This is a genomic window from Rhodococcus sp. 2H158 (assembly GCF_053764755.1).
The window spans coordinates 212,106-225,363 of the sequence record NZ_JBSNCE010000008.1; the positions used below are offsets into that span (position 1 = coordinate 212,106).

The 13,258-nt window shown below is 70.8% G+C and carries 11 protein-coding genes, 1 rRNA gene, 1 pseudogene and 1 riboswitch; of the genes and pseudogenes, 7 read left to right on the top strand and 6 right to left on the bottom strand.

The features are described 5' to 3' along the window. Window positions 1-41: 41 nt before the first annotated feature. Together ACWPOB_RS10335 and ACWPOB_RS10340 are read left to right on the top strand one after the other, a co-directional pair. A complete protein-coding gene (locus ACWPOB_RS10335) occupies window positions 42-563 on the top strand; it encodes a 2-oxo-4-hydroxy-4-carboxy-5-ureidoimidazoline decarboxylase (RefSeq protein ID WP_455400748.1) in 522 nt (173 codons plus the stop codon). 65 nt (window positions 564-628) lie between these two features. Continuing rightward, the gene (locus tag ACWPOB_RS10340) at window positions 629-1,102 is read left to right on the top strand and encodes a YbaK/EbsC family protein (RefSeq protein WP_100058348.1); all 474 of its coding nucleotides are present in this window, start codon (window positions 629-631) and stop codon (window positions 1,100-1,102) included. Window positions 1,103-1,157: 55 nt separating this feature from the next. Here ACWPOB_RS10340 and ACWPOB_RS10345 read toward each other — a convergent pair whose 3' ends face one another. Further along, the gene (locus ACWPOB_RS10345; protein WP_455400749.1) at window positions 1,158-2,477 is read right to left on the bottom strand and encodes an aminotransferase class V-fold PLP-dependent enzyme; all 1,320 of its coding nucleotides are present in this window, start codon (window positions 2,475-2,477) and stop codon (window positions 1,158-1,160) included. Window positions 2,478-2,543: 66 nt separating this feature from the next. Beyond that, a riboswitch (SAM riboswitch) is annotated at window positions 2,544-2,659 on the bottom strand. Between the two features lie 248 nt (window positions 2,660-2,907). On the opposite strand from ACWPOB_RS10345, the gene ACWPOB_RS10350 reads away from it, so the two are divergent. Next, a complete protein-coding gene (locus ACWPOB_RS10350; protein WP_455400750.1) occupies window positions 2,908-6,822 on the top strand; it encodes a Pls/PosA family non-ribosomal peptide synthetase in 3,915 nt (1,304 codons plus the stop codon). Then, the gene (locus ACWPOB_RS10355; protein ID WP_455400751.1) at window positions 6,819-8,180 is read left to right on the top strand and encodes a M1 family metallopeptidase; all 1,362 of its coding nucleotides are present in this window, start codon (window positions 6,819-6,821) and stop codon (window positions 8,178-8,180) included. Before ACWPOB_RS10350 ends, ACWPOB_RS10355 begins: the two co-directional genes overlap by 4 nt. A 4-nt stretch (window positions 8,181-8,184) precedes the next feature. Here ACWPOB_RS10355 and ACWPOB_RS10360 read toward each other — a convergent pair whose 3' ends face one another. From ACWPOB_RS10360 to ACWPOB_RS10370, 3 genes and pseudogenes are all read right to left on the bottom strand, one after another. Beyond that, window positions 8,185-9,366 (bottom strand): MFS transporter, encoded by a 1,182-nt coding sequence (locus ACWPOB_RS10360; protein WP_455400759.1) that lies wholly within the window; start codon window positions 9,364-9,366, stop codon window positions 8,185-8,187. An 83-nt stretch (window positions 9,367-9,449) separates the two neighbouring features. After that, entirely contained in the window at window positions 9,450-10,091 is a 642-nt protein-coding gene (locus ACWPOB_RS10365; RefSeq protein ID WP_100058515.1) for a GntR family transcriptional regulator, read from the bottom strand. A gap of 56 nt (window positions 10,092-10,147) precedes the next feature. Further along, window positions 10,148-10,312: pseudogene (locus ACWPOB_RS10370) on the bottom strand (transposase); the annotation flags it as partial. A gap of 213 nt (window positions 10,313-10,525) precedes the next feature. Between ACWPOB_RS10370 and ACWPOB_RS10375 the strand changes: the two are divergent. Then, window positions 10,526-10,867, top strand: coding sequence for a YciI family protein (locus tag ACWPOB_RS10375; RefSeq protein WP_056627301.1), 342 nt, complete (start codon window positions 10,526-10,528; stop codon window positions 10,865-10,867). Between the two features lie 352 nt (window positions 10,868-11,219). Beyond that, on the top strand, window positions 11,220-11,645 hold the full coding sequence (locus ACWPOB_RS10380) for a hypothetical protein (RefSeq protein WP_455400752.1): 426 nt from the start codon (window positions 11,220-11,222) through the stop codon (window positions 11,643-11,645). 106 nt (window positions 11,646-11,751) lie between these two features. On the opposite strand, the gene ACWPOB_RS10385 is transcribed toward ACWPOB_RS10380, so the two are convergent. Next, entirely contained in the window at window positions 11,752-12,384 is a 633-nt protein-coding gene (locus ACWPOB_RS10385) for a dihydrofolate reductase family protein (RefSeq protein ID WP_455400753.1), read from the bottom strand. On the opposite strand from ACWPOB_RS10385, the gene ACWPOB_RS10390 reads away from it, so the two are divergent. Continuing rightward, entirely contained in the window at window positions 12,365-12,832 is a 468-nt protein-coding gene (locus tag ACWPOB_RS10390) for a hypothetical protein (protein ID WP_455400754.1), read from the top strand. The two genes, ACWPOB_RS10385 and ACWPOB_RS10390, sit on opposite strands and share 20 nt — an antisense overlap. A gap of 306 nt (window positions 12,833-13,138) precedes the next feature. Here the strand turns inward: ACWPOB_RS10390 and rrf are convergent. Continuing rightward, a 5S ribosomal RNA gene (rrf, locus tag ACWPOB_RS10395) occupies window positions 13,139-13,255 on the bottom strand. Window positions 13,256-13,258: the final 3 nt, after the last annotated feature.

The window sequence follows — 13,258 nt, forward strand, 5'->3', positions numbered from 1 at the left end:
CTGAGGACACGAACGGTCCGACTCGCAAAGGAGCGACTGCCATGTTGATGCATCAGGGCATCGGTCTGGGCGCCTTCAACGCCCTGTCCCGGCGGGGCGCCACCCACGCGCTGTACGAGTGTTGCGCGTCGCTGACCTGGGCCCAGTCGGTGGCGGCCGGGCGGCCCTACGCGAGCTATTCGGAACTGTTCGCCCGAGCCGACGCCGCCCTGTTCTCGCTGGACGACGCGGAGATCGCGGAGGCCCTCGACTGCCACCCGGTGGTGGGACGCCGGCGCGGCAGCACCGCCTCGCGGCTCGAGCAGTGCTCGCTGTGGGACGAGGACGAGGCGCTGATGACCGCGATCACGGCCGCGGCGGCCGCATACGAGGAGCGCTTCGGCTACCGCTACCTGTGGTGCCCGCAGGGACTCGGGCCGGGGGAACTGCTGACGGATCTCCACCACCGCCTCGCGCACGAACCCGAGGCGGAGCGCAAAGCGTGCACAGAGGAACTGGCCAAGATCACCCGTACCCGGCTCGAGCGCATGCTCGGACCGGAGGACGGCTTTCCCCTGTATTGACCGCCGACTGCGGACAGCCCTGTCGATCGGGGCCACGGACGGCGGTGGGATCCTAGGCTGGAACCATGTCCGGGACACTGCATCCGAATGCCGCTCGGGTGGCCGACACGCTCATCGCGCGCGGTCACCACGGGCTGATCACGACCCAGCCGGAGTCGGTGCACACCGCGGAGCAGGCGGCGGCCGCGCTCGGGGTCGATGTGGGCGCGATCGTCAAGTCGCTGGTGTTCCTGCTCGACGACGAACCGGTGCTGCTGCTGGTCTCGGGTGCGCATCGGGTGAACCCGGAACGGACGGGCAAGCGCCTCGGTGGTGCGCTCGTTGCGGCGCCCCCGGAAGTGGTCACCGAGGTCACGGGGCAGCCCGTCGGCGGGGTGGCACCGCTCGGGCATCCGACGAACCTGACCACGTACGTCGACACCGCCCTGGCCGCTTTTCCCGAGCTGTGGGCCTCCGGCGGGCATCCGCGCACGCTGTTCCGCACGACGTTCCGCGAGCTGATGCGCATCACGGCGGCCGTCGACGTCGACGTCGACTAGACCCGCCGGATCGACCGGCGGGCAGTGCCTGTCCGGCGGTCCGCCCGGGGAGCGGTCAGCTGCACTGCGCGGCGCCGGCGGTGGGCTCCACCAGGCCCGGACGGGTCTCGGGCGACGGTCCCCACAGTCCGTCGGTCTTGGCGTAGGTCCAGCCGGGACCGGCGTCGACGAGCCCGCGCAGCGCGTCGAGCAGGCGGTCCACGTCGGCAGACGAGCTGCCGAGACCGAGGGAGGCGCGTACCGCACCGCCGGGCAGGCCGACCCGCGCGAGCAGCGGGTGCGCGCAGAACCGGCCGTCACGCACACCGATTCCGTGCTCGGCGGACAGGTACGACGCCACCTCGCCGGGTTCGAATCCGGCGACCGTGAAGGTGACGATGCCGACCGAGTCCGGCGAGTCGCTCCACAGCCGCAGGATCTCCACGCCGTCGAGGTCGCGCAGCCCGCCGAGGAGGCGCCGGCACAGCGCCTCCTCGTGCTCGGCGACGGCGTCGGCGTCGAAACCGGCGAGCGCGTCGCACGCCGCGGCGAGCGCCGCGACGCCGAGCACGTTCGGCGTGCCCGCCTCGTGCCGCGCCGGGGCGCACGCCCATTCGGTGTGACCGAGACGTACTTCGCGGACCGCACCGCCCCCTGCGAGATACGGTTCCGCGACGTCGAGCCAGTCCCGGCGTCCGACCAGAGCGCCGGCACCGAACGGGGCGTAGAGCTTGTGACCCGAGAACGCGAGGTAGTCGACGCCGAGAGCGGTGAGGTCGATCCGCCGGTGCGGAACCAATTGCGCTCCGTCGACGAGGATCCGGGCGCCGCAGGCGTGCGCCACGTCGGCGAGTTCGGCGATCGGGAGGACCTCGCCGGTCACGTTGGAGGCGCCGGTGACGGCGAGCAGCGCGGCGGGCTTGCTGCACAGTTCGGCGACGAGCCGGCGGACCGTCTCGGCGACGGTGTCCGCGGCCTCGACGACGCGGGCGTTCTTCCAGGGCAACAGGTTTGCGTGGTGCTCGACGTCGAGCACCACGACGTCGCCGGGTACGGCTCCGGCCAGGAGGTTGAGGGAGTCGGTGGTGTTGCGGGTGAACACCACCACCTGATCGTCTGCGGCGCACACGAATCGGGCCACCGACTCACGAGCCTGCTCGTAGCTCGAGGTGGAGATCCGGGAGGCGTAACCGGCACCGCGGTGCACGCTGGCGTAGTACGGCAGGAGCTCGGCGATCCGCTCGGTGACCGCTTCGAGGGCGGGGGCGCTCGCCGCGTAGTCGAAGTTGGCGTAGGTGCAGGTACCACCCTGGACCAGGGGTACCTGCAGGTCACATCCGGTGACCCGGGCGAACGGGGCGATGCAGGTGTCGGCGGTCAGTACGGCAGCAGTCATGACGTTCCCTCGTCGTTCAGGGATTCGCCGGTGGTCGCCTCGTCGCCCGAGTGCGATCACGGTCCGAATCCGCGCTTGCCGTGTCCGGTGTGGAAACACGGCCTGGTCGTCACCCGGAGCACCCCACCGCGGAGGAGGGTTGCCGACCAGCTAGCCGGGGCTTGTCGCTGGTTCTCGTGACCTGCCGAAGAGGATTGCAGGAGCGCGCACGGATGTCAAACCGGACTCGCAGCGGCCGTCGTCCCACAACCGAAAATTCCTGGGAGATAAGGTGTTTCGTGCGGAGACGGACGCCGCGCCGCGGAGCGCGACGCCGGGTCGAGCGGGAGATTCCACCGTCGGAGTGGGCACCGACACACCCAATGTTCACCCTCCGTCCATCTGACCGTGAGATAACCGGACGAACGCACCACCAGGCCGAGAGAAGGACATGCGATTGCCTGCCCAGCCCACGACGGATCCGGATCGGTCGTATCGCATCCCCGAGGAGTTCCTTCGCTCCTCCCACGCCCCGGCCCCCCGCACCCTCGTCGACATCCTGCGGGCCACCGCCGACACCCACCCGGACGCCCCGGCCGTCGACGACGGCACCGTCACTCTCAGCTACACCGAACTCGTCGAGGAGGTCATCGCCTGCTCGTACCGGCTCGCCGACGCGGGAGTCGGCGCCGGTGACCGCGTCGGCGTGCGCATGCCGTCCGGCTCCAAGGACCTGTACGTGACGATCCTGGGCATCCTCGCGGCCGGCGCGGCCTACGTGCCGGTGGACGCGGACGACCCCGACGAACGCGCCGAACTCGTGTTCGGGGAGGCGATGGTCACCGCCGTCGTCACCGCCGACGGCATCGGTCCGGGCACCGCGCCGCCGTCGCCCGCGCCACAGCTGCGCGGCCCGCGCCTCGACGACGCCGCCTGGATCATCTTCACCTCCGGCTCCACCGGCACCCCCAAGGGCGTCGCGGTCAGCCATCGCAGCGCCGCCGCCTTCGTCGACGCCGAGGCCCGGCTGTTCCTGCGCGAGAACCCGATCGGGCCCGGCGACCGCGTACTGGCCGGACTGTCGGTCGCCTTCGACGCCTCCTGCGAGGAGATGTGGCTGGCGTGGCGGCACGGCGCGTGCCTCGTGCCGGCGCCCCGCTCGCTCGTGCGGTCCGGGATGGACCTCGGGCCGTGGCTGGTCTCCCGCGACATCAGCGTCGTCTCCACCGTCCCCACCCTCGCGGCGATGTGGCCCGCCGAGGCGCTCGAAGCGGTGCGGCTGTTGATCTTCGGTGGCGAGGCCTGCCCGCCGGACCTCGCCGAGCGACTGGCCGTGCCCGGGCGCGAGGTGTGGAACACCTACGGGCCGACCGAGGCCACCGTCGTCGCATGCGCGGCAACCATGGACGGCAAGGGCCCGATCCGCATCGGCCTGCCGCTCGACGGCTGGGACCTCGCCGTGGTGGACGCCGACGGCCGGCCCGTCCCCGAGGGCGGTACCGGCGAACTCGTCATCGGCGGCGTCGGACTGGCCCGCTACCTCGATCCGGCCAAGGACGCCGAGAAGTACGCCCCCATGCCCACCCTCGGCTGGGACCGCGCGTACCGCAGCGGCGACCTGGTCACCCTCGACCGCAGGGGACTGCTGTTCCAGGGACGCGCCGACGATCAGGTCAAGATCGGCGGTCGGCGCATCGAGCTCGGCGAGGTCGACAACGCTCTGCAGAACCTGCCCGGCGTCGCCGGCGGCGCGGCCGCCGTGCGCAAGACCGCGGCCGGGCACTCGATCCTCGTCGGGTACATCGCCAGCACCGACCCGGAGTTCGACCTCGCCTCCGCGCGCGACCTGCTCGGCGAGCAGCTGCCCGCGGCCCTGGTGCCGCGGCTGGCGCTGGTGGACGAGCTGCCCACCCGCACCTCCGGCAAGGTGGACCGCAACGCGCTGCCGTGGCCGCTGCCCGGCGCCGAGGCCGACTCCGCCGAGGCCCTCGGTCTCGACCCGACCGCCGAGTGGGTCGCCGGACTGTGGGTGTCGATCCTCGGCACCCCGATCGAGAGCATCGACGACGACTTCTTCGAACTCGGCGGCGGCTCCCTCTCCGCGGCCCAGCTGGTGACCGCCCTGCGCGAGCGCTACCCCGCGATGACCGTCGCCGAACTGTACGACCATCCGCGACTCGGCTCGCTGGCCGGATACCTCGACGACCTCGCGCCGTCCGCGGTGGTCGCGCCGCGGCAGGTGGCCCCCGTCCCGCGCCGGGCGCAGCTGCTGCAGCTGGCCATCACGGTGCCGCTCACCACCCTGACCGGACTGCAATGGGTGACATGGCTGGCGACGGCGAACAACGTCTTCGCGCAGTTCGTCGACCTGCCGTGGCTCGCGCCGGTGTCGTGGTGGTGGGTGGCGCTCGGGATCCTGCTGTTCCTGACCCCGCTCGGCCGCATGTCCGTCGCCGTCGCCGGGACGCGGCTGCTGCTGCGCAACCTGGAACCCGGCACCTATCCGAGGGGCGGCAGCGAACACCTGCGACTGTGGACGGCGCTGCGGCTGTCGGAGGCCAGCGGCGCGGTGAACCTGTCCGGGGCGCCGTGGATGCTGTACTACGCCCGCGCCCTCGGCGCGAAGGTCGGTGAGGGTGTCGACCTGCACAGCCTGCCGCCGGTGACCGGCATGCTCGAACTCGGCGACGGCTGTTCCGTCGAACCCGAGGTCGACCTGTCCGGCCACTGGGTCGACGGCGACGAGGTCCACATCGGCACCATCCGGATCGGCGCCGGCGCCACCGTCGGTGCCCGCTCGACGCTCGCCCCGGGCGCCAAGATCGGCAAGAACGCCGAGGTCGAGGCCGGCTCCGCCGTCTTCGGCCGCGTCAAGGCCGGCCAGCACTGGGCCGGCTCCCCTGCGCGGAAGGTCGGCAAGGCCGTACATCCGTGGCCCGACGAGCCGCCGCGCCGCGCCGCGTGGTGGGTACCGGTCTTCGGCCTCACGTCGGTGGCGCTGGCCTCGCTGCCGATCGTCTCGATCGCCGCCGGCCTCACGCTGGTCGGATGGTGGATCCGCGACACCGCCGACCTGACCGACGCGTTGATCCGCAGCGCAGCGATCCTGCCGGTGGCCGCACTGTTGACCCTGTTCGTGTTCGCCGCGCTCACGGTGCTGTCGGTGCGCGCCCTGTCCCTCGGCATGATCGAGGGCCACCACCCCGTCCGCAGCCGCGTCGGCTGGCAGGTGTGGGCGACCGAGCGCCTGATGGACAGCTCGCGCACGTTCCTGTTCCCGCTCTACGCCTCGATGCTCACCCCCGGCTGGCTGCGGCTGCTCGGCGCCGACATCGGCAAGGACGTCGAGGCCTCCACCGTGCTGATGGTGCCCAAGTTCACCCGCGTCGCCGACGGTGCCTTCCTCGCCGACGACACCATGGTCGCCAGCTACGAACTCGGTGGCGGCTGGCTGTACATCTCCCGGGCCAAGGTCGGCAAGCGCGCGTTCCTCGGCAACTCGGGCATGGCCGCCCCCGGGCGCCGGGTGCCCAAGTATGGGCTCGTCGCCGTGCTCTCCGCTGCCCCGTCGAAGGCCAAGTCGGGTTCCTCGTGGCTGGGCAGCCCACCGGTGCGGCTGCGTCGCGCCGCGAACGACGGCGACTCGAGCCGCACGTTCGCGCCCCCGCTGCGGCTCCGGGTGGCACGCGGCTTCGTCGAGACCTTCCGCCTGCTTCCCATGATCGTCACGTTCGGCATCGGCCTCGGCGTCCTGTTCGCCCTGCAGGCGCTGGCGACCGCGGCGGGATACGGCCCGGCCGCGGCGCTGAGCGGCCTCGTGCTCATCCTTGCCGGCGCCGTGGCCGGCATCGTGTCCGTGACCGCCAAGTGGGTGGCCGTCGGGCGCATCGGCCACGAGGAACACCCGCTGTGGAGCTGGTTCGTGTGGCGCAACGAGGTGGCCGACACCTTCGTCGAAACCGTCGCGGCACCGTGGTTCGCCCGGCCCGCCACCGGAACGGCCGTGATGAACCTGTGGCTTCGGGGCCTGGGCGCGAAGATCGGCCGCGGCGTGTGGTGCGAGAGCTACTGGCTGCCCGAGGCCGACCTGGTGACCCTCGGCGACGGCGCGACGGTGGAACGCGGATGTGTTGTGCAAACGCACCTGTTCCATGATCGGATCATGTCCATGGACACCGTCACGCTCGGCGCCGGCGCCACCCTCGGCCCCCAGTGCGTCGCACTGCCCGCGGCCGGAATCGGAGCCGGTGCCACCGTCGGTCCCGCCTCGCTGGTGATGCGCGGCGACGTCGTTCCGGATTCGACCAGATGGCAAGGCAATCCGATCGCACCGTGGTCACACCCGAGCGATTGGTCCCCGCAGTGAAGCCGGGGAACGAGCCGAAGAAGTCGCGCGACAACGGCAGGACCGCGAAGCCGGACGCCCCGATCGATCCGTACCTGCCGCGGAGCGGCAACCGCGGGTACCGGGTGTCGCGGTACGAACTCGACCTGACCTACCGGGTGGTGGCCAACCGGCTCACCGGCACGGCCACCGTCATCGCCACGACCACCGACGCACGCGGCAAGTTCGCGCTCGACCTCGCGCCGACGATGCGGGTGACGAAACTGTCGGTCAACGGATCCCGGCCCGCCAAGTACGCCCAGCGCGACGGCAAGCTCGTCGTCACTCCGGCCCGGAAGATTCCCGTGGGCGGGGTGCTGACGATCGTCGTCCACTATCACGGAACACCGAAACCGATCCGCAGCCCCTGGGGCGAGGTCGGCTGGGAGGAACTCGAGGAGGGGTCGCTCGTCGCGAGTCAGCCCAACGGCGCCGCGTCGTGGTTCCCCTGCGACGACCATCCCGGCGCGAAAGCCAGCTACCGGATCACGGTCACCGCCGACTCGCCCTTCCAGGTGATCGCGAACGGCGCGCTGGTGCGCAGGACGACGAGGGCCAGCCAGACCACCTGGGAGTACGAACAGCCGGAACCGATGGCGACCTACCTGGCCACCGTGCAGATCGGGAACTACGAGACCCGCAGGGTGTCCGACGGGCCGGTGCCCCTCTACGCGGTGCATCCCCCGCGCCTGAAGGCGAACTTCGACCGGGACTTCGGCCGGCAACCACAGATGATGGACGTCTTCTCCCGGCTCTTCGGGCCGTACCCGTTCACGCACTACAGCGTCGTCGTCACCGCGGACGAGCTCGAGATCCCGATCGAGGCGCAGACCCTGTCGATCTTCGGCGCGAACCACTGCGACGGCAGCCGCAGCGAGGAGCGGCTCGTCGCGCACGAGCTCGCCCACCAGTGGTTCGGCAACAGCCTCACCCTGTCGCGGTGGCGCGACATCTGGCTGAACGAGGGCTTCGCCTGCTACGCGGAGTGGCTGTGGTCGGAGAACTCCGACGGCCCGTCGGCGCAAGCGATCGCCGCCGAGGCGCACCGTGGTCTCGGCCGCAAACCCCAGGACCTCCTCCTCGGCGACCCGGGCCCGGACCTGATGTTCGACGACCGCGTCTACAAGCGCGGCGCCCTGACGCTGCACGCGCTGCGCCTGCGCCTCGGCGACGAGAAGTTCTTCGCGTTGCTGCGGCAGTGGACCGCCGAGCACCGGCACGGGACCGTCACCACCGAGCAGTTCACCGATCTGGCGGCGCGATTCGCGGACGCACCGCTGCGTCCGCTGTGGGACGCGTGGCTCGCCGAGAAGGCACTGCCGCCGATGCCCGAGCCGTGAGGCGTCAGGCCTGTGCTCGTTCCGGCAGGTGTGCCCGCCACTTGACCAGGACGAGTACCAGGCACGCGGCCGCCGCGACGGCGCCCACGACGAACATCGCCGGGTAGGTCAGGACCGGGTACGTCTGCGACAGGTACACCATGGCGGCGGGCACCGCGAAACCGAGATAGCTCAGCGAGTAGAACACTGCGGTGAGCCCGGCGAGGTCGTCGGGGCCGGCGATGCGCTGCACCTCCTGCAGGCCCGACACCAGCGCCATGCCGTAGCCGCAGCCCAGGACGACCGCGGCCAGCAGCGCCAGCGGCACGGTCAAGGCCGCGGCCGCGACCGCCGCCGTGACCATCCCCACCACGAGCAACGTCAGCGCCACCACCACCGCCCGGGCATTGCGCGGGGTGTCGATCCGGCGGCCCAGCGACTGGATCGCGAAACCGGCACTGAGGGCGACGACGCACAGCAGTGCCGAGAACGCGACCGGCGCGTCGCCGCTGTGTCCGGTCATCAGCGCCGGAATGATCGCGTAGGCCGAACTCGCGGCACCGAACACCCAGGGGGCGACGGGGGCGATCACGAACAGGAAGCGGGCGTGCCCGGCCGCCGGGATCTTCAGATCCTCCCGCAGCGGGGTCCGTTCCGCGTCCGGCTGCGCCGGCCGGGTCTCCGGCGTCCGGAGCAGCGCCGCACCGGCGCCGACGCTCAGCCCGATGTGCACGAGGTAGGTCAGGACGCTCGGCATCGGCGCCCACTGCGCGAGGGCCCCCGCGACCCCGGCGCCGACCCCGAAGCCGGCGGTCAGGCTCATCGCGGCCCGTCGCGCACCGGCACCGGGAGTCGCGCGCGGATCCCAGCGCGGGTCGGACAGTTCCTTCAGCCAGCTGCCGCCGACGGCCATGCCGAGACCGAGGGCGATCCCGCAGAGGATGCGACCGAGGATGAGGAGCGGCGCGGAGTCCGCCCCGACGGCGAGCACCGCGGAACCGGCCAGGCCGACGAACGGCGCGGGCACCATGACCGGTCGCCGCCCGAGCCGGTCGGAGAGCGGGCCGCCGACGAGCAGGGCCGGCACGATGCCCAGGACGTACGCGAAGAGGAACAGGTCCACGACGACCGGCGCGAAACCGTGTTCGAGCCGGTACATCACGAGCAGCGGCGTGAACTCGTTGCCGCCCCAGGCGACGGTGAACATCGCGGCGGCCACGAGCAGCCACGTCCCGCGCGGGACCGTTTCCGTCAGCGTCGGCAGCCGACCGGGGTCGGTGGTAGTAACGGTCACAGTCGTCCCCCTCCGAGTCCGTGCACCTCACGCATGTGCACCTGAAGCGCCTCGTCGAACGCGTCGGCATCCCCGGCGGCGACGAGATCCGCCAGGTGCGTGTGGTCGGCGATGATCTTCTGCAGCTGCGCCGGATCACGAGCGACCGAACGCGCCGTCATCCGTCGCTGGCGTTCACGCAGGCTTGCGTAGAAGTTGTCGAGGAGCGGATTGCCGCCCGCCGCGACGATGCTGCGGTGGAAGTCCGCGTCGGCACCGCTGAAGGCGCCGACATCCCCGCGCTCGGCCAGCTCCCGCTGGGTGTCCAGGCATTCGCGCAACGTGCGCTCGAGCTGTTCCCGCGCCTGCGGAGCCGACGCGACGGCGCGCACGGCGTGCGTTTCCAGCAGCCGTCGCGCGTCGACGACGTGCTCGGCCTCCCCGTCCGCCACCGGGACGACGAGCGCGCCCCGCTTGGGGTACAGGCGCATCCAGCCCTCCGCCTCGAGCCGGAGGAAGGCCTCGCGCACCGGGGTACGGCTGCACGACATCCGCGCGGCGATCTCCCCTTCGCTGATCAGATCCCCGCCGGGCAGCTCGCCCGAGAGAATCAGCTCCTTGACCTCACGGTAGGCCGACTCGGCGGCTGAATACGACATAGACACAAGATGTATTTATACCGTAGGCCGACGGTGGGGCGCCACGCGGCTCTGCCGTGGAAGGGATCCATGACCGCGACCGCCTCGGGGAGCTCTTCGGCGGCGGCGGCGGCCTCGAATCCGGTGGACCCGTCCATCGCGGCCACCTCCACGGCGTCGCGCCAAGCCGTGGGTCGCTCGGCCAGCCAGGTCGTGAACGCCTGCTTGGAGCGGCCCTCGACCTCCAGACCCAGCTCGTCGAACCGACGGAACGTGGTCAGATCAGGACAGGCGAAAGCGGTCGTGGGGATAGCGTCGAGCAGGTTCTGCGGGTCGGTCGCGACGCCCTGCCTCGAGCACATGTCGGGCGCCGGAGCCACAATCGGGCTGGGCACTCGAGCGGTGCCGCAGAGAAGAACCGGCGGATGACGCCGCCGGAGCAGAGGAGTCCTCGAATGACGAAGTACCTGATCTCGTTCCCCGGTGAGGCCATGGTGTTCCCCGAGGAGGACTTCGAGGCGGTGGTCGAAGCCTCGCATGCCGTCATCGACGAGGCCAAGGCGGCGGGCGTGTACGTCTTCGGCGGCGGGATCGATGAGGACGTAGACCCGGTGCTCGTGGCCGGTGACGGCACCGTCACGGAGGGCACGTACCCAGGCCACAAGGTGCCCAACGGCGGCTACACCGTTCTCGAGCTGCCCTCGCGGGAGGCGGCACTCGAGTGGGCCGCGAAGATCGCCGTCGCCTGCCGCTGCTCGCAAGAGGTCCGGCAGTTCCAGTACGACCCGGCCAGCTGACGAGGGCAACCTCAGCCGGAGACGGTCGTGCGTCGCACGCTCATAATGAAAGGCGTGCAGCAGCGCATAGGGCGGGTGACCTCGGCCGACGGCACCTCGCTGGCCTACTCGCCGATCGGAGCCGGTCGGCCCCTGCTGTACGTCAGCGGCTGACTCAGCCATCTCGAGCTGAGTTGGGAGCTGTCGGAGGAGCGCGCCTTCTACGAGCGCCTGGCCGAGGGATGTCGGCTCGTACGATACGACCGGGCTGGATGCGGGCTGTCGCCCTACCCGGCCACCGACGCGCCGACCAGCCCTGCACCCTCAACTGCGAAGAGCCGCCGCCATACTCGGAGGCGATGAAGGGAGCGTGATGAGACCACCGCCGACGTGGGGCGACCGGCTGCACGCGGTTGCGATGGGCAGCGTCGCCGGCGGCGTCGCGGTGTACTGGCTCGACTACTTCACTGCCGGACATGTCAGGTCGTCCGACGATGCCGCCTATATCGCGTTCGAAAACGCCTTTCCGGCCGCCGACGGGCTGATGGCCGCGAGCTTCGCGACGAGTGCCTGGCACCTGACAAGAGGACGGGCGGTCGCCATCCCGCTGGGGATCGCGGCCGGCGGCGCGATGACATTCCTCGGGGCGATGGACACGCTGTGGAACCTCGAGCACGGCAGCTACCGGCACATGACTGCGGACATGGCGGTCGAGACCGGCATCAACATCATCTCGCTCGTGTTCGGACCATGGACGGTTGCCCGGCTGTGGCAGCGGCGCGAGGCACTGGCAGGCTGATCGGTCTGGAGAAGGTCGTCGACGCGCTGCACCCGAGCAGGCAGGCGCCGGCGGTCTGCGCTGCAACCCGCACCCCTCCCTGATCGACTCTCACCGACCGCGGCACCTATGTCCTGGGCTTCAGGTCGGCGGTGGCGGTGGCATACTGCGGGCGCCCGGTGGGCCGGTAGACCTGGATCGTGACGCCCTTCGGGGTGGCTCGCGAGTCGACCAGGTCGAGCGCCATGTCCGGCCCGGTGTCGGGGAACAGCCGCGTGCCCTGGCCGACGACCACCGGGACGATGAGCAGGGTGATCTCGTCGACAAGCCGGTGGTCGAACAGCCAGCGGCACAGGCTGCCGCTGCCGTGCACCTGCAGCTCACCCGCCGGCGTGGCTTTCAGCTCGCCGATGGCCGCTGCGACGTCACCGGAGAGGACCGTCGTGTTCGCCCAGCGCGGTTCGGTGAGTGTGGTCGATGCGAGGTACTTGGGCTTCGTGTTCAAGGCATCTGCGATGGGGTTGAGGCCCGGATCCCTTATCGCGCCCCAGTAGCCGGCGAAGATCTCGTAGGTCCGCCGGCCGAACAGGAACGCGTCGGCGCGCTGGTAGACCTGGGTGAGAAACGTCATGGCCTCGTTGTCGAACAGCAGCGTGGCCCATCCGCCGCGCTCGAATCCGCCGCTGCGGTCCTCGTCCGGCCCGCCGAGTCCCTGCATCACTCCGTCCACGGAGACGATCGTGACGGTCGTCAGTTTCATGGTTGCAGGTCCCTTCTCGCTGGGTTGTGTCGTCGTTCGATTCGACCGGACCGCGGCGCCGATCTCCTCGGTCGCAGCCCAGTTTGTCCGGCCGATTCATTCCCCACCCGAACACGGGCCGCGCGTCGGCGATGTCGTACTCCTGAACGGACACCGTGAGCATCGCCGGGCGCTGTCGCGTGTCAGGTCCGGTGCTGCGGAAGGTCTCCAGCGCCGCCGGCAACTCCCCGCGCTCGACGATGTCGACACGGCCGGGGTCGACCGGGTCCGCGCCGAGCGCGACGTCGAGGCATCCCACTGCCCGGCGAGCCTGTTCGACGAGGCACACACAGCCCGCAAGGTAGGACTTGCGCCGTCCCGGCTCGACGGTGAGGTGTCCTGCAACTATGACCATGGGCGCGCTCCAATCCTGTCGCCTCCAGCCCGCCGGGCTGTTCCGCTGAGATAGACCTCCAGGGCAGGAGAAACTCGTCGTTCGGCAACCCCGAACCAGCCGGCGAACACCAACACATCGCGCACAGTGGCGCGTCCCCTCATCGAGCGGGACTCGAGGAGACAATGGCCGTGGGCTACCAGCGGCACAACCTCGCGCCTGCACCCACCAATGACCGACTCTCACACGAGAAGGATCGGTTCACGGGGTCCGGTCACGGCCGTGAATGCAGGCTTCCGGAAGGGAATGGCAGCGCCGCGGAAAAGACACGAAAAATGCCGGAAGCCCCCCAACGAGGTTGGGGGGCTTCCGGTAACGGGTGTTCGGCGGTGTCCTACTCTCCCACACCCTGTCGGGTGCAGTACCATCGGCGCTGGAGGGCTTAGCTTCCGGGTTCGGAATGGGACCGGGCGTTTCCCCTCCGCTATGGCCGCCGTAACT